Origin of the sequence: Cupriavidus sp. H19C3, from assembly GCF_049393815.1 — a bacterium.
In the GTDB taxonomy this organism is placed as follows: Bacteria; Pseudomonadota; Gammaproteobacteria; order Burkholderiales; family Burkholderiaceae; genus Cupriavidus.
Genome location: NZ_CP184985.1, coordinates 1,790,561 through 1,806,077 on the forward strand (window position 1 = coordinate 1,790,561; position 15,517 = coordinate 1,806,077).

The following is a 15,517-nucleotide window of genomic DNA, read 5'->3' on the forward strand; positions in this document are numbered from 1 at the left end:
TTCTTCTTATTGGTTCTTATTTTTTTCTAAAGTTGGCAAGTATTTCTTTGAAGCCAAAAATTCAGCTATTGAGCAAAGATTTCTTGTTTTAATCTGAAATGCCCTGAATGAATACTTGAAAGCAGAAAGACTAAACAAAAAGCCAAACACTGTTGGAAACAAGGCATTTCCAATATGACCAAAAATGAATGCATAAACTATTTGTGAAAAACAAAACACAGTGCATAAAGCAAACATCCATGCAAGGATTGTGTAGTTTGTATAAATAGATTTAAGTTCTTCTTTGGAAACACTAAGTCTTGCTACTGCCTGACTAAATGTTTCTTTTTCTGGCTTAGTTTTCTTCATCTTGAAATAACCAACAATATTACTAATTGTGTTGGAAAAAGATGAGATAGCATCTACTGTTGATTTTGGGTAAAAATCAGAAAGGCTAGGAACAAGTATTTTCTTTGCCAATGATTTTTTATCTTTGTTGTCTTCCATGACAATCTCCTTTTATTCTTATAATTCAATCTTACGAAATTAAAATCTAAAATCAATAGATGGTCTTATAAATAGGATATCTATTGCAAACTAATTTTATTTTCGTATTATTAGATAACAACTATAATGGAGAATAAAATGAAATACAGGTTAGAAATTAACAATGAAATGCAGACAATCAAGACATTTGAAATAGAAATCAACAGCTTAAAAAAAGATATTGGCAAAGCCTATGAGTTTTTTAGAGAAGTTGTTTTTGGTTCAAATGTTGATAGAAGACTTGTCTCTATCAAAGCAGTGATAGATAGAGAACCCTACATGAGCTTTGAGGTGTTCTTAGGACAGTCAGAGCCAACACTTACATTTGATAGAGTGGCAGACAAGTTAAAGTCCATCATCAAACGAGACTTTGAGTTAATCACCAATGAAACCAATGAAGTCATCCATGAAGAAGACTACAGAGTTAAACAAGCCGAAAAGCAAAGAGCAGCATTTCAAAAATATCAGTCTCTTGGTGGAACAAAGAAATTTCAGTTCAAACCTGAAAACATTGGTTCAAAAGTTGATGTAGTGAAATCAAACTTGTTGTTCATTGAAAAAATTAAAGCACTTGGCCCGATTGTCAGAAGCATGACAATCAGAGAGATTGGGGTATATGTTGAATACGACAGAAGCTATCCAGCACTTAGAAATTTACTCAATAGAGAAAACATCAAGTTCAAGTCTCAAAAGACAAGACACAAGAAATAAAAAAGGCTCCCATGTGGAGCCTTTATTTTTTTCATTCAGGACTTCTTTCAGAAATAAATCATCAACCTATTGATTTAGGATTTTGTTTTCATACAATTAAGTTATAAATAGGAGAAAGATATGAAAGACAAGTTATCAAGAGAATATTTCCTTTCAATGATTAAAAACATTGAAGTCATCAATGACGAGCAAAAAGATTTTTTGTATGAGTTTTACACAAGAAACACAATCAAATCACCCGATGAAATCGTCATCATAGGAAGTAATGAAATAGTGTTCTCACAAGATGAATTCATCCCGCTTGAACCATTTGGAAAGATAGGCAAGTGAAGGTGAAGCATGAAGAACATCAATTATTCAAACTATCACTTCACCTACCAGGTAGAGGTTAGGGACAGCAGAACAGGAAGGCTCTTAGGAGTCAAAGCAGGATGGACAAGACGAGACACAGAAGAGAATGAGAAATGGATGTGTTGGAGGGTTGGAATGGGCTTTGAGTATGAGTACAAAATCTATAAGTGCATTGAGGAACACATGGACTACAAGATTCTTAGTAAAGAAAGACATTGGGACAATCCTGAACTTGCACCACCGAAATAAAAAAGGCTCCCATGTGGAGCCTTCTTCATATCTTCCAATTCTTCGCTATTCGTGGAGTCAAGAAGCCAGCCACAACAACAGCAACGGCAAGAACAACACAATAAAGGCTTAGGAAGTCAGCAAGAGAAAGATGTTTCACAAGTGGTTTAGCAACGCCCAGGAATCCAGCAAACGACCATGAAGCCGTTGAGATTGCACCTACAACACCCATGACAGACAAATTGGATTTTGATAGCTTCTCTACTGCCAATAGCTTGAATGCTACGAAATGAACAAGTAAAGCATTGACTGTAAGAACACAAACACAAGAAAGCTTTGTTATGAGTTTTTGAGCAGTGATTATCTTTTCAAAAGCAAAGCCAGTATCAATGTAGACAACACCCAAGCCAGTAATCCAAAGAATGATTAAATATAAAAGCATTTGATTTCCCATGCTTTTGATTTCTTCTTTGTCTGGTCTTTTGAAAAAAAGATTGAAGTCTGATTTATAAAGTTTAGTGATTGCAAAGGCAAAAGCAATCAAGTGAATAAATATTAGTATTGTTCTTATGTAGTCCATTTTGCTTTCCTTATAGTTATCTAATACTTATACAAAATGGAGAAAAATTGTCAATACAATCAACCTTTCTGATGTTGAAATAAAAAAGGCTCCAACTAAGGAGCCTTTGTTTTTTTTGTGTTGATTAGAACTTGTATTTCAATGATACAGAAGTTAAATCAACGTAGTTGCCTGAACTCTGACCATAGGCATGAATTCTAGTGACATCCACAGCAAGAGACTTGTTCAAGCCAATCTCTACACCGTAGTTATATGAGCCACCGAAGTTTGAGCCTTCATCATAGACAGCTTTGAAGAAGCCAAGGCCAGCTTTAGGACTCAAGGTAATGCCATTCTGAAATCTGTATGTGTAGCCCACATCAAAGTTAGCTAAATACATCTTGTCATTGTATGAGTTGCCCAAGTTGGTGAACTGCACACTTGGTTGCAAGAAGACATTTTCAGTCTGATATGAAGTGTATGAAGCACCAAAGCTATAACCATTTCCTTCATCACCCTGAGAAGTCTTAGAGCTTGTTGAAGAAACAAAAACATCAAAATTATTTTTGCTTGCTTTCACTTCTTCTTTTTGTTGATAGTCATCTTTATTGATAGGTACTGTTTTCCAAACATCAGAGTCAGCATGAGCAACACCAATAGAACCTAACACTAAACTTAATAATACTAACTTTTTCATTTATTTTCTCCTTTATAGTAAGTATGAATTAATCTTACAAAAAAGATTTCATTAAATCAAGATATCCTGTTCATTATTTATGAATCTTTTTAAACAATACCTATTGATTTTAGATTTTGTTTTCGTAAGATAAGAGTTATAAGAACAAGGAGAAAATAAAATGAGTATAAAAACAGATGTTAGTAAGTTATTTATGGAGTTGTCTGAATGCTTGAATGCATTGCACCAAAAAGAAAAGAAGATAACTTATAGAGCACTAGCTGATGAGCTAGGTTTGTCAATCCAACGAGTTCACCAAAAATTTGAACCATTGGCAGACCATATCAAGACCATGCAGAACATTGAAATGGCAGAAGGAGCCATAGAAGCAGGAGAAGCACAAGGCTTCATCTTGAAGACCCCACCTGACCAGGTAGAAGGTGACAAGGTTCCTCTTACATGGCAATGCAGTGAAGGACACACCTTCACCAGAACAAGAAACCAAATGAAATTCACCAATGTTCTTTGCCCTGAGTGCAAAAAAGCACATGGCACAAAATATAAAAATAAGGAACAAATATGAATAATAAGAAAAAACTAACTACCGATGATTTCAAATCAATCAAGCTAAGAAATGCAAGAATGAAAGGAAAGGTCAATCTTCTTGTTCCTGAAATTAAGGTTGATTCACCAGATTCAAGACTAATGAGATATGTTGCTTTAGGGCTTTGTGATGTCAAATTCTATGACTTGGTAGAGTGTAAGCTTGTTGATGAGATTGAAGCATACAAAGAAATGTGTATTCAAATCAGACCAATGGTTTCTACAACAAGCTATAAATTCAATGAGCCAATGTACACACCTAGCAACGATGCATCAAAAATTCTTGCAAAATGGTTGAATAAATATTCAACAAATCTCATTCAGTTTGATAACCCTAGACCAACAGATGAGGACAAGCCAAAGGGCTTTGATATTTCTTTAGGTGAAATGAAAGAAAGATTTCCATCTACCCTTGTTATTAAAGATGAGCTTGATGAAATAATTGAATTACTAACGGATGCTTTAGGGGTTGGAATGAGTGATGTTGAGTTGGAGGAATTGAAACTTTCTGAACTTGGTTATTTCAAATCAACATTTAGCCAGAAGTCAATAATGCAATTGATTCTAGGAAATTCAATTGATGTTCCTGCTGAAGATATTGAGTGGTTTTCAGACAGAACAAAGCCTTTGGATGTTTGGAGCTTCACAAACAAGCATGGAAGAAAACCAAAGATTTCAGAATACTTCCTAAAAAATCTATTGTTGGCAAATTGGAGGGTTGATAAAGACCTTGTTCTTCACAACTACAAATTAACAAAAGAAAGTGTTTTAGGAGTTGTTCAGTCAGTCATAAATGAGAATGCTTCATACGAGGAAATTCAGCACTACTATCACTTTGATTTTTCCTACATAGCTCTTATGAACTACCAGGACTTCAAGCCTGCTGAATGGATGAAGATGTTCAGATTGAACAACAAGCTACCACCTAGAGTTGTTCCAGAAGAAACAAGAAAGCACTTCACACCAATGATGATAAAAGAGCTTGTAGAGATAAATCCTCTTGTTATCTACGATTGGGGCTTATTCCATCTATATGAGCAATCAGAACACAGATTTTATATAGAGTTAAGAGTGATTTATCCATTCTTGCCAATAGACAAACAGCTTGATCCTAAATACTACTTAGAACTTCCTTCTGATGAAGTTCATCAAACAGTCAAGGATATTTTGAAGGAAGAGTTTTATCCTGAGTTGCTTAACTTCCCACATCACCCTAGAACAGTAAAAAACTTGTTCAACCTTGTGAGTGATGAAGGTAAAGTTATTCTTATGAACAATTACATTGATTTCTTCAATGTCAGAGAATTCATTGATTGCAAGGATTTAATTGATAACCATGAAAAAGATTTTCTTCCTGAAGTCAAGAAAGTCATAAAGAGTGTTATCTACAATAATTTTAGAGAGAGCATTGATTTAGATATTGTTCCAAAATTCATTGGCACAACAAGAACACTATTGGAAGAGAAAAAGAAATCTCCAAGCCATTTGAACGATTATGGATTCTTTGAGGTTATTTCTTCTGATGAAATGGACATCATAGATAAAGTAAAAGAATTAGGCACATTTATTGAAAAAGGAGAAAACCTTAACAAATATGATGTTGAGATTGAAATTAATGATGACATAGATTTCTCCATTAAATATCAAGCAGGAGCAACAAGAGCAAAGATTTTAGAGACAGGTGCAGTGTCAATCAAAGTAGGACAAGATTGGTTCAATGAAGAAGGTATTGATTATTGTTTTGAATTTACTGTAAATAGAGAAGCTTTTGAGTCTTGCAGTAAGAGCAAAGGAAAATCCTATGACAATAAAGAGGATAGATATTTTGTTTTGGAATACTTAATCACTGAACAAAAGAAAAAACTAAGAATTGAATTAGATTCAAAGATCAAGAAAAGATTAAAATCCATTGAGACAGGAAGTAGAGTAAAGATTTCTCCATACATGAGAAAGAAAGCCAAAACAAACATAAATAGATATTATATGTTGGCAAGAATGAATCAGGAAGGATTGGTTAGTATCTTCTCAAAGAAAAATATTTTCATCATTGATGAGCATGGACTAGAAAATTATGACAAGGCATTGTTCAATGAAAATCTATCAAACAGAATTCTTCAAAAAGAAGAACATAAAAAGAAAGTTGTTAAGATATAAAAAAGGCTCCCGTGTGGAGCCTTTCTTTTTGGATGATATCCATTGTTGAAAAATATCAATTGACCTATTGATTTTAGATTTTGTTTTCGTAAGATAGAAGTATAAATAATTAAAAGGAGAATATTATGAAACAAGAAAAAATCAAAGGTTATTACAAAATGGAAAAGTCAATAATTGCTGAATTAAACAAGGTTGCAGCAAACAAAGAGCTTTTCTTTAAAAGCATTGTTGAAGGTGCAATAGGAATTGTTGTATCAAGAAGAATTAATGAGAGAGGTGATTTGATCACACCATCCTACAGAAGTCTTTGTGAACATGAAGCACAGTTGATTGTTAAAAAATATCAACTTCATTATCTAATGAATCATCCAAATGAATTTCCAGAAAACGTACAAAAAGAGAAGTTTCAAGAAATCATGGATGGTATTGCAAGACTTGAAGTTTACATTCCTCAACTTGAAAACATGGTTAAGCCTGAGTTTGATGAAAAATCAGATGAATTGAATGAACAACAAAGAAAGCTTAGAGCAAAAGAGAATGCTGAAATTGCTGCACATGAAAAATTTGTTAAGGACTTCCATGATGAATAAAAGATTGTCTTGAGAGTTCTTGCTTTTGGTATTGCTATGATTCCAGTAGTCTTTTATGCAGACAAAATAGCGTCTTATCTTCACAAGTTTTTCTAAGGTGAAGTGATGAGAGCCATAGATAAAGCACTATTGAAAGCAGTAGAGAAAAGCAAACCTGAACAGGTTTATAGGTTGGTACATGAGAAGGGAGCTAACCCTTCTCTTGTTCTTGATGATGGAAGACACCTAATCAACTTTGCCATCAACCATTGCAAAGACAAGGATGGTTATGTTGTAGGCGATAGCTTCAACTGGTCGGCAGTCATCAAGGTTCTAATTCAAGCAGGTTGCACAGTAGATGAGGAAGACAATTGTTGCATCAGTGACCTTGCCCACTACGGAAGACCTGACTTGATACGAGCCTTCAAGGGAGTGATTGAGCCAAATGAACTTGAATACATTGCCAAGGACTTGATTGATTCAACCATCTTGAGCTACGAAAACGGAGTCAAGCAAGAGGTCTACGGGTTCTGTTCAACCAGGTGGAAGGATTGGTTTGAGTGCCTTGAGCTCTTACATGGGCTAGGAGCAAAGCTAGACAGCAAGATGAACGGCCAAATCCTTTTGTCTGCAATGAGGATGAATGAAGGATTATTTCTAGTGAAGTGGCTTGTTGAACGTGGGGCGCCTGTTAATCCTAGCCTTGATGATGAGTATGTCAGACCCTTAGCTAATGCAGTGAGCCACAACCTTACTGACATAGCCCTATATCTGATTGAGCAAGGAGCCGATGTTCACAAGTGGTATCCATTAGGTTATGCATGTGAGAACAAGAATATTGAAGTAGCTACAGCCCTGCTAGACCGTGGAGCCACACCAAGAGCCAAGGATAAAAAGTTTGTTGAGAAAATTTTCTTGAACAGAAAACTATCCAACAAGTTGAGTTCATCAGAAAAAGTTAAGGCAGTGAAAATCTAATGAAGAGAACAACAAAAAAGCCACTCAACGAGTGGCTTCTTCTTGTCTACCAAGTTGATAGAGCTAACTATCTCATTCATTCGCTAGGCATGGTTCTACATCGTTCTTGCAGTTCTCACAGGCATTGCAAGTGAAACACTCACGACAGCCACAATCACCATTTTCACAGCTACAGCAGTTGTAGAAGTAAGAACAGGTCTTCTTTCCATTGACTAGGTTAGTGAACATACAGCACCTTAAATTGCTTGGATTTGGACGTGTCAGGAATTTCGTGTGCTGAGGTCGGTTAAAAGATCTCAGCTGATGGCGGCGGTGAATCGCTCGCCGAACAGAATGGCGAACTGATTGACTGCTTGCCGCCAGGTGATAGGCGGCATCTTCCAATCCTTTTCGATGTTGCGCAAGGCCAGAAACAGCAGTTTGCTGGCGGCTTCGTCGCTCGGGAAGTGGCCGCGGTTCTTGACGATCTTGCGCAACTGCATGTGCATGCTCTCGATGGCGTTCGTCGTATATACGATTCGACGCACCTCGGGCGGATAGGCGAAGAAGGGGATCACCTGTTCCCATTGGCGCTGCCACATGGCCGCGACGGTAGGGAATTTGCGCCCCCACTCGCTCTGCGCAAAGGCGTCGAGCGCCGCTGCCGCCGCCTCGGCCGTGGCGGCCTGATAGATCGGCTTGATCGCGGCAGCCAGCGACTTGCGGTCCTTCCAGCTCGCCAGATTCAGCGAATTGCGGATCAGATGCACGATGCAGGTCTGGATTTGGGCGGCCGGATAGACCGCCTCGATCGCTTCGGGGAAGCCGCGCAAACCATCGACCACCGCGATCAGGATGTCGTGCAAGCCGCGGTTCTTCAACTCGTTGAAGACCTTCAGCCAGAACTTGGCGCCTTCCGTTTGCTCGATCCACAAACCCAGCACTTCCTTGCGGCCGTCGGCGCGGATGCCCAACGCCAGATAGACCGCCTTGTTCTTGACCGTGCCTTCGTCGCGGATCTTCAGCCGCAGCGCGTCAAAGTACACGATCGGATACATGGCCTCGAGCGGGCGTTGCTGCCATTGCTCGACGTCGGCCAGCACCTCGTCGGTGACCGTGGAAATCAGATCGGGCGACACCTGCAGCCCGTACAGTTCCAGCAGATGGCCCTGAATCTCGCGCACGCTCATGCCGCGCGCATACATGCTGATGACGTGGTCGTCGAAGCCCGGCAGCCGGCGTTGATACTTGCCGACCAACTGCGGCTCGAACGTCGCCTGCCGATCGCGTGGAATATCCAGCGTCAGTTCGCCGTTGGGCGTGAGGACCGTCTTGCGGCTTGTGCCGTTGCGGTGGTTGCCCGCCTTGCCTTGCTCGGCCTCGGTTTCCAGATGGTGGCTCAACTCGGCCGCGAGCATGCGCTCGGCCAGTTGCTTCTTGAGCTGGCCGGCCAAGCCCGATTCGCCCAGGATCGACTCGGCATCCTTGCTCTGCACCTGGGCAAGCAGTTGATCGATCAGCTCATCGGGGAACAGCTTCGGCGCCTTCGGGTTCTTGCTCTTCTTGGTCACGGTTGCATCGGTCATAGGACGTTATTTCCGTTATCGTCTCATGGCCTCGGCACACTAAAAATCTGACAGGCCCTTGGATTTCAGCCTTGTTTCCCTTAGTCGTAATCTTCACATTCTGACCTTGTTGGAAGAAGGCACCATTTTGAACTTCAACACTGATATTGAGTGTTTGACCATCGGGCATCAAAACAGTGAGCTCTTGCATGGAGACAGGAACATTGGTCTTGTTGATTTGGCTACCTGCTACAGCACCACCCAAGACACCTAGCACTGTCATAGCGGTTTTGCCATCACCTTTGCCAAACTGATGACCAATGACACCGCCACCGATAGCACCCAAGACAGCACCGCCAGCATTAGGCACTTGCTTATTACCTTGATAGTCCCTGACTGCAACAACCTTACCAACAACAGAAACTTCTTCTCTTTGATGACTTTGAACAGAAGCACAACCACCAAGAGTAAAAGCAATGGTTGTAATAAGAATGGTAAAAAGTTTCTTCATGATTTTGTTCCTTTATGAAAGTTGATGACTAATCATAACGTACTAAAAATCAAACGCAAGTACCTAATTTATAAGTTCCAAGTGTCGTTGATGTAATAGTTTATTTCTTCACCAAACATAGACTTTGTTGCTTCATTGATGCCATCAAGGATGTATTCATAAATAAAAGATAGTTCAATGCTATCTTCAATCTTTGAATTGATGACACAAAGAATCGCAGCAGAGAGCAAAGCCAAGATTGTTTTTGGTGAAGCAATTTTGAAGTCACTAAATATTGTCTTTCTGAAGGAAGACTTTGAATAGCCAAGAGCAAGGATGTTTCCTTGTTCCTTATATTTAGTCATGACTTCTTGAAGATTCAGATAGAACTTGCTTGTATCTGCAAATCTCAAGTCAATTGCCTTTGGTGGATTGTCTTCATCAGCCCACCAGAATTCAGGCAAGTCTTCATCAGAGTGTTGAGCAGGCTTCTCAAACCAAGACGAAGGAACACTTATCTCTATAAGAGCCTGACACTTCTCTATGAGTGTCATTGCAGAGATGGGCTTCTTCTTGAGCAGCATCCACACAGAAGCCTTCATCACATGCTCACCTAGCTCTTCATCTAGAACCTTCTGACACACAGAGGGATTGCCTTCTAGAACATCCCACAGGGCAAGGCCAGCAGGCCCAACCAGGAACACCAAAGCCGTACCAGGTAGAGACTGGTCAACACGGTTCACCGTCATAGGTGTTGGTTCGTATTCCTTGCCCTTGTAGCCAGTCTTATAGCGACTCCAAACATTGGGTTCCCCATCAAGACCTGACTTCTTATGAAGACAAGCGATCTTCTCGCACCCTGACACCTGAAAGCAGGCATCCAACCAAGTGTTGATTCTGATTTGTTTCAGGCTTGCAGGCTTTTTTTCTGCCATACCACAAAACCCTTCATCTTGTCAATGGCGTTATCAAACCCATTGCTCCACCGAGAAAAAAAACCAATTTTTTTATTATACCCATACTGAAAAAACAAACGAAAGGAAATCAGTATGAAAAAAGAAGACGCAATCAAATCAATCAAAAAAAGTATGAAACCACTTCATGAAGTCATTAGTGATGACAAATTGATTTACATGATTGATAAGTTGATTAAGAAAGGCATTAAAGAACACAAGAAGTTTGGTTGTGTGCAACCTGAGACATTGCTTGTTTCTGATGATGGAAAGATTTATTTCATGCATCAAAACGGTGAAGACAAATATGAATACTTTCATCTTGTCTATTGTGCAGAACAAGCAATTAAACCTAAATATGTTATTGCAATTCACGAGGGTTATTGTGTTTCAGGTGAAGACCTTGAAAAAGTCTATGAGCAATATGGAGCAATCCGAAACCATCCTGATGCATACGATGTTTTCAATGTGAATGTGAAAACAGAAACAGAAGTGTTTTCAGGAATGGCAATTGTTGAAGGAAAGAAAGTTGGTGAGTTCTATTGGATGAAGCATGACCAACCAGGTAAATGCAACTTCACAACTTTTTCAGGCTAAGAAAGGAATGATTATGAACCAACCAATTTTCAAGCTTGAAGTAAAGATTGCTGACACATCAGAAGCAATGATTGTGGCAACCCTAGAGCGAATTCTTAATGAAATCAATCATGGTTGCTACCGTGGAGAAGATCGTTATTACAACGGGAAAGAAGATGATTTAGTTGATTGTGGTTCTTATGAATACCGCATCAATGAAAAGTATGTTGAACAAGATGAGCTTTACGAAGAAATTAACTAAGGAGATTTGAAAATGAATACATACGAAGCATGTTTTAAAAACTCAATCGGTGGATACATTGATTTTGATGTTGAAGCCGAAACTGAAGAGGAAGCCAAACAAAAAGCCTTTAATGAAATGGAAGCTGAAGGCTTTGTAATGGATAGCAGTCTTAGTGATGGTTACTACCTCCACTCAATTGAAGAGGTAAAAAAGAATTTTACTGTTCTTGTTGAAAAGCTAATGGTTGCTACTGCATCAATCAATATTTCTGCAAAAGATGAAGATGAAGCAAACCGTATTGCAAAGAAATTGATGTATGAAATTCCAAAAGATGAATGGAATCAGGACTCAAAAGGTCAATTCCATGTTTTGAGTGTTGAAGAGGAATGATTATGAAGAGAAAACCAATTTTTACAGTCTTATATAAATATGATGATGAAGATATTTATCACAAAGATTTAGAGCATGACACTCTTCAGGATGCATTCAATGAAGCATTTCAAGAATTATTTCCTGAATGTAATTTTGAAACTCATGTTGATGGACGGGTTCTTTGTGTGTTTTATCAAAATGAACAAGATGAAGATGATTGTGGTGAGTTTGGATTGCAATACACCTTGAAATCAACCCAGGCATACATCACTGATTTTGTAGAAAACAATGATTGTGAATATTCAGAAGTTGTCATCAAGAAGAGTTTTGAATATGCATAACACAAGAATGGTGAAGTTGTCAATGGCGTTTTGAAGTCAATCACTCCACCGATAAAAAAGAATAGAAATTTTAAAATTTAAACACTGAATAAAACGAAAGGAAAAAAGATTATGGATTATTGGAATAAAACAGAATTTGCAGTAAGCATGTTTAAGAAAGATGGTTCAAGCGAGTCATTTAATTTTTTTTCACTGCAAAGAGCATTCAACAAAGTTTTTGCAAAACTTGCTTTTGATTTGCCCATTGGATTTTTTGAGGGATTTAAGACATTTCTCAAAGATGACAAGCTAGTTCTTACCTACTTCATTGAAGGTAAAGCTAGTGAAGTTGAATTAAATCTTGATATGAAAGAAATTAATCAATACTTGAATAATTTTTGTCAGGCTGAAAAGGTTGAATATAAACACATTCATATTTATTAAGGAGATTGTATGAAACAGTTTGAGGTTGTAGTGAATGCAAAAGTAGTGATGAAGGTGGATGCAAAAACTTCTGATGAAGCAAAAAGCCAAGTAATGAAACAGGCTGAAGAAGGAAGGCTTGAATACTCTCAAGTTCTTCAAGCAGAAGTAGAGAAAGCTGATGATTATGTTTGGTTGTTTAACTAAGGAGATTTAAAAATGAAAGAAACATACAGTGTAATGGTTACAAGACATTCAGCACATCAAACATATATTCATGTTGAAGCTGAAAATGAAGATGAAGCTAAGAAACTTGCAGAAGGACACACTTTGAATTCTGACTTATTTTCTTGGGATGAAATTTGGGAAGAGTTTGATATTGAAGATGCAAGATTAATGGGTAGTGAATTATGAAATACAAAGTGAAGATTTCTAGTAAAGCATATTTTGTAAATTATTTTGAGGTTGAAGCAAATTCAGAAGATGAAGCACATGAATTGGCTTCTTATGAAGCAAGTGAGTTGGATTTTTCAAATTGGACATTGGTTGATTTTGAGGATTGTGAACAAGTTATTTGTAACGAACAAGGAGATTAAATAATGAAAGGAGATTTTTATGAACAGTAGAACAGCATTAGAAAGGATGAATTACAGCTATCAAATTGCTAAGAAGTTTGTTGAAGAAATGGAAAAGTTCAATAACTTTGATTTTGATTGTGATGATGTGATTTTGAGGTTCATTGTTATTCGTGACTATCCATTTCTTGAGGAAACTGAAATTCAAACAGTCATGAATGGAGTGAGGTTGATTGTTCAACTTGCACTTGATGAAAAACAGATTAACGAAAGGAAAGAAAATGAAGCAAGACAAATTTTTTAAAGCAGCAAACAAGATTACCCAGGCAGGAGAGTACCTTTTAGGACATGGGTACAAAGCAAGTCATGTTGTGGAGATTTCACAAGCCTTCTTATCTTTGATGATGGTTGAAAGTCGCATCATCAGGAATTGCAGACAGAAGGCACTTGAAACAGCTTTGGACTATTTCAATGACTATGGGCATTCAATGATTCTCAAGGGCTTGAAAGTCTCTCAAGAAAAAAAGATGACTGAAAAGCAAATCATTGAAGTAGCCATGAGAAATAAGGTTGCAGCCAACAACTACAAAAATGTTTGGGTAAATCAGGTTATGGCTTCACTACTTACTTTTGCAGCCATTGGATATGAAGCAGAGGAAGAAGCTAAACAAGGAGAAGAAAATGAACAAATACAGGCTTGAAATTTTTTATGAGGATGATGATGGTGAATTTACACCTGAAGAATTCTCTGACATTAAAAAGCTAATGCTTTTAGTTTTTGAAGAATGGGAAGGTATGGGATGGGTTCACAGTTCAAGCATAAAACCAGACAAGGCAATTTATTTGATTAGATTTTTTCTTGACATCAATTCTTGTTATGAAGACAAGCACATCTTTGAAGTGATGAATCTTGATCAACTCAACCAAACAATAAACATCATTTTTAATTCGTTTGGTAGTGGATACAAGAAGACATACAGGATTGAGGAAGTACGAGCATGAAGACCTTCATCTTTCCTGTAGTCAAGCTAACAAGAACAAATGGTTATGTTGCTATTAGGGCTGATTCATTAGATGAAGCCCAAGCAATAGAGCTAAGTCAATCTCAGTTAGCTAAAGAGTTTCAAAGCACCTACTCAGAAAGATTTGAGTATGAGAAGAAAAAATTTAACCCAATACACCAACAATTTTTTGGAGATACAACATGAACAAAACAGAAAAACGAAGCAAGGAATTCAGTAAAAAAATCAAAGATGCTTGCAGTGCTTTTCAACGTCGCAACATCCAACCTAAACAAGTGATGGAAGACATCATCAACTACTGTTGTCTTCTTCTGATTGATAAGGACTTCATCAATCAAGCCTTTCCAAGAACTCTGTACCAATTCAGTAGTTCCTTTGGTTCCATGAGCTTCAAGCACTACCAGGACGAGCCAAAAGCCCATGCAATCGTCTGTGAGCTAGTGAAGGACTTCATCACAGCCATCAAGGAATCTGAGCCATTCACCGACGTTCTAGGAATGCTCTATGACGAGCATCTAGGCAAGGTTCTAGGCCAGTTCCTAACACCGCCCAAGGTTGCCTACACCTTGGCAGCAATGAACCTACATGGTGATGACTTCAGCGAAGAACGAAGCATTGCAGACCCTACAGGGTGCGGCGCCGGTTCCTTGTTGCTTGGAGCTCTCAGGTACATCAATGAGACAAAGGGCAAAGAAGCCATTGGCAAGGTTCAAATGCTTGCCGTGGATCTGGACATCAACATGGTGAGGATGACAGCCGTTCAAATCATCATGCATTCAATCCTTCACCAAATCCCTTTGGCTTCATTGAATGTGAGCCACGGTAATGCAATCACCGACTACACAGCCATCAACAACAATCAAAAGGTTGCTTATTGGTGGATACCCAATGCACCACTTGATATGTATGCAGAAATCGTAGGGAACAGAGAACTTGATGAAACCTTGCGAATTCTTCAGACCATCAATGAAGTGAGTCAGCAAACCAAACCATCAGAAGAAATGGAGACAGCATGAACAACGAACTCAAGAAGGTGAACAAAGCAATCAGATTCATCAATGAAGTATTGACCCTGAAAGAGCTTTTCAAGCCCATTCATGAACAGCACACAGCCACCGCTATTTTTCAAGAAAAACAGCTTGAAATCATGATGAAGAAACACAAGGCAAAGTTGCCATTGACTACTTCACCAATAGCCTTTGTCTCTCAGTTCAGAAGTATTTTTCAAGAAAAAACTTTTCAACTCAAGAGACAAGTAAAAAATGATGTTCTTGTTTCAGTCTCTATCTTTGAAGAAGGAACAAATGCTTTTTTCCCTCTTTCAAAAATAAAGTTCATTGAAATGATTTCAAAACTTAATTTTGATTGATCTATTGACTTCTTATTTTATTTTGCTTAAATGTTAACATAAATAAGGAGATATTATGAAAACAAGAAATAGAAAAAAGAATGTTGCAAGTCACATAAGAGGAATTAGATTATATATAGAACAAGAAAAGAAAGTTCAGTTATTAGAAGAAAATGGTTTCAGTTTTCAGAAGATAGCAAGAGAAGGATTAAATGAAATCATTGAAGCCAAGTTGAAGTTGTTAGGTTTGTCAGTAGAGTAAATTTTTTAATGGCTACATTTCTGAAAGGAGAAAA

At 38.0% G+C, this 15,517-nt stretch carries 28 protein-coding genes; 22 read left to right on the forward strand and 6 right to left on the reverse strand.

Annotated elements, in window-relative coordinates:
* Window positions 1-6: 6 nt before the first annotated feature.
* A complete protein-coding gene (locus DFLDMN_RS08210) occupies window positions 7-486 on the reverse strand; it encodes a hypothetical protein (protein ID WP_423197968.1) in 480 nt (159 codons plus the stop codon).
* A 138-nt stretch (window positions 487-624) separates the two neighbouring features.
* On the opposite strand from DFLDMN_RS08210, the gene DFLDMN_RS08215 reads away from it, so the two are divergent.
* From DFLDMN_RS08215 to DFLDMN_RS08225, 3 genes are all read left to right on the forward strand, one after another.
* Window positions 625-1,236, forward strand: a complete 612-nt coding sequence (locus tag DFLDMN_RS08215; RefSeq protein ID WP_423197969.1) for a hypothetical protein — start codon at window positions 625-627, stop codon at window positions 1,234-1,236.
* Between the two features lie 120 nt (window positions 1,237-1,356).
* Window positions 1,357-1,566: a hypothetical protein gene (locus DFLDMN_RS08220; RefSeq protein ID WP_423197970.1), complete on the forward strand. Its 210-nt coding sequence runs from the start codon at window positions 1,357-1,359 to the stop codon at window positions 1,564-1,566.
* A gap of 9 nt (window positions 1,567-1,575) precedes the next feature.
* A complete protein-coding gene (locus tag DFLDMN_RS08225; protein ID WP_423197971.1) occupies window positions 1,576-1,836 on the forward strand; it encodes a hypothetical protein in 261 nt (86 codons plus the stop codon).
* Window positions 1,837-1,861: 25 nt separating this feature from the next.
* On the opposite strand, the gene DFLDMN_RS08230 is transcribed toward DFLDMN_RS08225, so the two are convergent.
* The gene (locus tag DFLDMN_RS08230) at window positions 1,862-2,395 is read right to left on the reverse strand and encodes a hypothetical protein (protein WP_423197972.1); all 534 of its coding nucleotides are present in this window, start codon (window positions 2,393-2,395) and stop codon (window positions 1,862-1,864) included.
* Window positions 2,396-2,519: 124 nt separating this feature from the next.
* On the reverse strand, window positions 2,520-3,071 hold the full coding sequence (locus DFLDMN_RS08235; RefSeq protein ID WP_423197973.1) for an outer membrane beta-barrel protein: 552 nt from the start codon (window positions 3,069-3,071) through the stop codon (window positions 2,520-2,522).
* A gap of 160 nt (window positions 3,072-3,231) precedes the next feature.
* Here DFLDMN_RS08235 and DFLDMN_RS08240 point away from each other — a divergent pair, with 160 nt between their 5' ends.
* The 4 genes from DFLDMN_RS08240 to DFLDMN_RS08255 all read left to right on the forward strand — a co-directional run bounded on the left by DFLDMN_RS08240 (window position 3,232) and on the right by DFLDMN_RS08255 (window position 7,354).
* Window positions 3,232-3,633 carry a winged helix-turn-helix domain-containing protein gene (locus DFLDMN_RS08240; RefSeq protein ID WP_423197974.1) on the forward strand — a complete coding sequence of 134 codons (402 nt, stop codon included), beginning with the start codon at window positions 3,232-3,234 and terminating at the stop codon, window positions 3,631-3,633.
* Window positions 3,630-5,807 (forward strand): hypothetical protein, encoded by a 2,178-nt coding sequence (locus DFLDMN_RS08245; RefSeq protein WP_423197975.1) that lies wholly within the window; start codon window positions 3,630-3,632, stop codon window positions 5,805-5,807. The genes DFLDMN_RS08240 and DFLDMN_RS08245 overlap by 4 nt, the downstream gene beginning before the upstream one ends.
* 125 nt (window positions 5,808-5,932) lie before the next feature.
* A complete protein-coding gene (locus DFLDMN_RS08250) occupies window positions 5,933-6,397 on the forward strand; it encodes a hypothetical protein (protein ID WP_423197976.1) in 465 nt (154 codons plus the stop codon).
* A 105-nt stretch (window positions 6,398-6,502) separates the two neighbouring features.
* Window positions 6,503-7,354 carry an ankyrin repeat domain-containing protein gene (locus DFLDMN_RS08255; protein WP_423197977.1) on the forward strand — a complete coding sequence of 284 codons (852 nt, stop codon included), beginning with the start codon at window positions 6,503-6,505 and terminating at the stop codon, window positions 7,352-7,354.
* Between the two features lie 296 nt (window positions 7,355-7,650).
* On the opposite strand, the gene DFLDMN_RS08260 is transcribed toward DFLDMN_RS08255, so the two are convergent.
* The 3 genes from DFLDMN_RS08260 to DFLDMN_RS08270 all read right to left on the reverse strand — a co-directional run bounded on the left by DFLDMN_RS08260 (window position 7,651) and on the right by DFLDMN_RS08270 (window position 10,323).
* The gene (locus DFLDMN_RS08260; protein ID WP_025647994.1) at window positions 7,651-8,919 is read right to left on the reverse strand and encodes an IS256 family transposase; all 1,269 of its coding nucleotides are present in this window, start codon (window positions 8,917-8,919) and stop codon (window positions 7,651-7,653) included.
* Window positions 8,855-9,409, reverse strand: a complete 555-nt coding sequence (locus DFLDMN_RS08265) for a glycine zipper 2TM domain-containing protein (RefSeq protein ID WP_423197978.1) — start codon at window positions 9,407-9,409, stop codon at window positions 8,855-8,857. The genes DFLDMN_RS08260 and DFLDMN_RS08265 overlap by 65 nt, the downstream gene beginning before the upstream one ends.
* 68 nt (window positions 9,410-9,477) lie before the next feature.
* Window positions 9,478-10,323 (reverse strand): hypothetical protein, encoded by an 846-nt coding sequence (locus DFLDMN_RS08270; RefSeq protein WP_423197979.1) that lies wholly within the window; start codon window positions 10,321-10,323, stop codon window positions 9,478-9,480.
* 114 nt (window positions 10,324-10,437) lie between these two features.
* Between DFLDMN_RS08270 and DFLDMN_RS08275 the strand changes: the two genes are divergently transcribed.
* The 15 genes from DFLDMN_RS08275 to DFLDMN_RS08345 all read left to right on the forward strand — a co-directional run bounded on the left by DFLDMN_RS08275 (window position 10,438) and on the right by DFLDMN_RS08345 (window position 15,483).
* Window positions 10,438-10,938 (forward strand): hypothetical protein, encoded by a 501-nt coding sequence (locus DFLDMN_RS08275; protein ID WP_423197980.1) that lies wholly within the window; start codon window positions 10,438-10,440, stop codon window positions 10,936-10,938.
* Window positions 10,939-10,951: 13 nt separating this feature from the next.
* Window positions 10,952-11,179 (forward strand): hypothetical protein, encoded by a 228-nt coding sequence (locus DFLDMN_RS08280; RefSeq protein ID WP_423197981.1) that lies wholly within the window; start codon window positions 10,952-10,954, stop codon window positions 11,177-11,179.
* Window positions 11,180-11,191: 12 nt separating this feature from the next.
* Window positions 11,192-11,551 carry a hypothetical protein gene (locus tag DFLDMN_RS08285; protein ID WP_423197982.1) on the forward strand — a complete coding sequence of 120 codons (360 nt, stop codon included), beginning with the start codon at window positions 11,192-11,194 and terminating at the stop codon, window positions 11,549-11,551.
* 2 nt (window positions 11,552-11,553) lie between these two features.
* Window positions 11,554-11,874: a hypothetical protein gene (locus DFLDMN_RS08290; protein ID WP_423197983.1), complete on the forward strand. Its 321-nt coding sequence runs from the start codon at window positions 11,554-11,556 to the stop codon at window positions 11,872-11,874.
* Window positions 11,875-11,985: 111 nt separating this feature from the next.
* Window positions 11,986-12,297, forward strand: coding sequence for a hypothetical protein (locus tag DFLDMN_RS08295; protein WP_423197984.1), 312 nt, complete (start codon window positions 11,986-11,988; stop codon window positions 12,295-12,297).
* Between the two features lie 9 nt (window positions 12,298-12,306).
* Entirely contained in the window at window positions 12,307-12,483 is a 177-nt protein-coding gene (locus DFLDMN_RS08300) for a hypothetical protein (RefSeq protein ID WP_423197985.1), read from the forward strand.
* A gap of 12 nt (window positions 12,484-12,495) precedes the next feature.
* Entirely contained in the window at window positions 12,496-12,690 is a 195-nt protein-coding gene (locus DFLDMN_RS08305; RefSeq protein ID WP_423197986.1) for a hypothetical protein, read from the forward strand.
* Window positions 12,691-12,698: 8 nt separating this feature from the next.
* Window positions 12,699-12,872, forward strand: coding sequence for a hypothetical protein (locus DFLDMN_RS08310; RefSeq protein ID WP_423197987.1), 174 nt, complete (start codon window positions 12,699-12,701; stop codon window positions 12,870-12,872).
* A gap of 19 nt (window positions 12,873-12,891) precedes the next feature.
* Window positions 12,892-13,155, forward strand: a complete 264-nt coding sequence (locus DFLDMN_RS08315) for a hypothetical protein (protein WP_423197988.1) — start codon at window positions 12,892-12,894, stop codon at window positions 13,153-13,155.
* The gene (locus DFLDMN_RS08320; protein ID WP_423197989.1) at window positions 13,133-13,552 is read left to right on the forward strand and encodes a hypothetical protein; all 420 of its coding nucleotides are present in this window, start codon (window positions 13,133-13,135) and stop codon (window positions 13,550-13,552) included. Before DFLDMN_RS08315 ends, DFLDMN_RS08320 begins: the two co-directional genes overlap by 23 nt.
* Window positions 13,533-13,853: a hypothetical protein gene (locus DFLDMN_RS08325; RefSeq protein WP_423197990.1), complete on the forward strand. Its 321-nt coding sequence runs from the start codon at window positions 13,533-13,535 to the stop codon at window positions 13,851-13,853. The genes DFLDMN_RS08320 and DFLDMN_RS08325 overlap by 20 nt, the downstream gene beginning before the upstream one ends.
* Window positions 13,850-14,059 (forward strand): hypothetical protein, encoded by a 210-nt coding sequence (locus DFLDMN_RS08330; protein ID WP_423197991.1) that lies wholly within the window; start codon window positions 13,850-13,852, stop codon window positions 14,057-14,059. The genes DFLDMN_RS08325 and DFLDMN_RS08330 overlap by 4 nt, the downstream gene beginning before the upstream one ends.
* Window positions 14,056-14,889 (forward strand): N-6 DNA methylase, encoded by an 834-nt coding sequence (locus tag DFLDMN_RS08335; RefSeq protein WP_423197992.1) that lies wholly within the window; start codon window positions 14,056-14,058, stop codon window positions 14,887-14,889. The genes DFLDMN_RS08330 and DFLDMN_RS08335 overlap by 4 nt, the downstream gene beginning before the upstream one ends.
* A complete protein-coding gene (locus DFLDMN_RS08340; protein ID WP_423197993.1) occupies window positions 14,886-15,242 on the forward strand; it encodes a hypothetical protein in 357 nt (118 codons plus the stop codon). The genes DFLDMN_RS08335 and DFLDMN_RS08340 overlap by 4 nt, the downstream gene beginning before the upstream one ends.
* A 55-nt stretch (window positions 15,243-15,297) precedes the next feature.
* Entirely contained in the window at window positions 15,298-15,483 is a 186-nt protein-coding gene (locus DFLDMN_RS08345; protein ID WP_423197994.1) for a hypothetical protein, read from the forward strand.
* Window positions 15,484-15,517: the final 34 nt, after the last annotated feature.

Excerpts from the sequence above, each read along its gene's own strand:
- DFLDMN_RS08215 (WP_423197969.1), top strand. The coding sequence starts at position 625 with ATGAAATACAGGTTAGAAATTAACAATGAAATGCAGACAATCAAGACA.
- DFLDMN_RS08255 (WP_423197977.1), top strand. The coding sequence starts at position 6,503 with ATGAGAGCCATAGATAAAGCACTATTGAAAGCAGTAGAGAAAAGCAAA.
- DFLDMN_RS08265 (WP_423197978.1), bottom strand. The coding sequence starts at position 9,409 with ATGAAGAAACTTTTTACCATTCTTATTACAACCATTGCTTTTACTCTT.
- DFLDMN_RS08270 (WP_423197979.1), bottom strand. The coding sequence starts at position 10,323 with ATGGCAGAAAAAAAGCCTGCAAGCCTGAAACAAATCAGAATCAACACT.
- DFLDMN_RS08285 (WP_423197982.1), top strand. The coding sequence starts at position 11,192 with ATGAATACATACGAAGCATGTTTTAAAAACTCAATCGGTGGATACATT.
- DFLDMN_RS08345 (WP_423197994.1), top strand. The coding sequence starts at position 15,298 with ATGAAAACAAGAAATAGAAAAAAGAATGTTGCAAGTCACATAAGAGGA.
- DFLDMN_RS08260 (WP_025647994.1), bottom strand. The coding sequence starts at position 8,919 with ATGACCGATGCAACCGTGACCAAGAAGAGCAAGAACCCGAAGGCGCCG.
- DFLDMN_RS08320 (WP_423197989.1), top strand. The coding sequence starts at position 13,133 with ATGAAGCAAGACAAATTTTTTAAAGCAGCAAACAAGATTACCCAGGCA.
- DFLDMN_RS08250 (WP_423197976.1), top strand. The coding sequence starts at position 5,933 with ATGAAACAAGAAAAAATCAAAGGTTATTACAAAATGGAAAAGTCAATA.
- DFLDMN_RS08340 (WP_423197993.1), top strand. The coding sequence starts at position 14,886 with ATGAACAACGAACTCAAGAAGGTGAACAAAGCAATCAGATTCATCAAT.
- DFLDMN_RS08210 (WP_423197968.1), bottom strand. The coding sequence starts at position 486 with ATGGAAGACAACAAAGATAAAAAATCATTGGCAAAGAAAATACTTGTT.
- DFLDMN_RS08305 (WP_423197986.1), top strand. The coding sequence starts at position 12,496 with ATGAAAGAAACATACAGTGTAATGGTTACAAGACATTCAGCACATCAA.
- DFLDMN_RS08300 (WP_423197985.1), top strand. The coding sequence starts at position 12,307 with ATGAAACAGTTTGAGGTTGTAGTGAATGCAAAAGTAGTGATGAAGGTG.
- DFLDMN_RS08295 (WP_423197984.1), top strand. The coding sequence starts at position 11,986 with ATGGATTATTGGAATAAAACAGAATTTGCAGTAAGCATGTTTAAGAAA.
- DFLDMN_RS08290 (WP_423197983.1), top strand. The coding sequence starts at position 11,554 with ATGAAGAGAAAACCAATTTTTACAGTCTTATATAAATATGATGATGAA.
- DFLDMN_RS08280 (WP_423197981.1), top strand. The coding sequence starts at position 10,952 with ATGAACCAACCAATTTTCAAGCTTGAAGTAAAGATTGCTGACACATCA.
- DFLDMN_RS08245 (WP_423197975.1), top strand. The coding sequence starts at position 3,630 with ATGAATAATAAGAAAAAACTAACTACCGATGATTTCAAATCAATCAAG.
- DFLDMN_RS08335 (WP_423197992.1), top strand. The coding sequence starts at position 14,056 with ATGAACAAAACAGAAAAACGAAGCAAGGAATTCAGTAAAAAAATCAAA.
- DFLDMN_RS08230 (WP_423197972.1), bottom strand. The coding sequence starts at position 2,395 with ATGGACTACATAAGAACAATACTAATATTTATTCACTTGATTGCTTTT.
- DFLDMN_RS08275 (WP_423197980.1), top strand. The coding sequence starts at position 10,438 with ATGAAAAAAGAAGACGCAATCAAATCAATCAAAAAAAGTATGAAACCA.
- DFLDMN_RS08325 (WP_423197990.1), top strand. The coding sequence starts at position 13,533 with ATGAACAAATACAGGCTTGAAATTTTTTATGAGGATGATGATGGTGAA.
- DFLDMN_RS08225 (WP_423197971.1), top strand. The coding sequence starts at position 1,576 with ATGAAGAACATCAATTATTCAAACTATCACTTCACCTACCAGGTAGAG.
- DFLDMN_RS08220 (WP_423197970.1), top strand. The coding sequence starts at position 1,357 with ATGAAAGACAAGTTATCAAGAGAATATTTCCTTTCAATGATTAAAAAC.
- DFLDMN_RS08240 (WP_423197974.1), top strand. The coding sequence starts at position 3,232 with ATGAGTATAAAAACAGATGTTAGTAAGTTATTTATGGAGTTGTCTGAA.
- DFLDMN_RS08330 (WP_423197991.1), top strand. The coding sequence starts at position 13,850 with ATGAAGACCTTCATCTTTCCTGTAGTCAAGCTAACAAGAACAAATGGT.
- DFLDMN_RS08315 (WP_423197988.1), top strand. The coding sequence starts at position 12,892 with ATGAACAGTAGAACAGCATTAGAAAGGATGAATTACAGCTATCAAATT.
- DFLDMN_RS08235 (WP_423197973.1), bottom strand. The coding sequence starts at position 3,071 with ATGAAAAAGTTAGTATTATTAAGTTTAGTGTTAGGTTCTATTGGTGTT.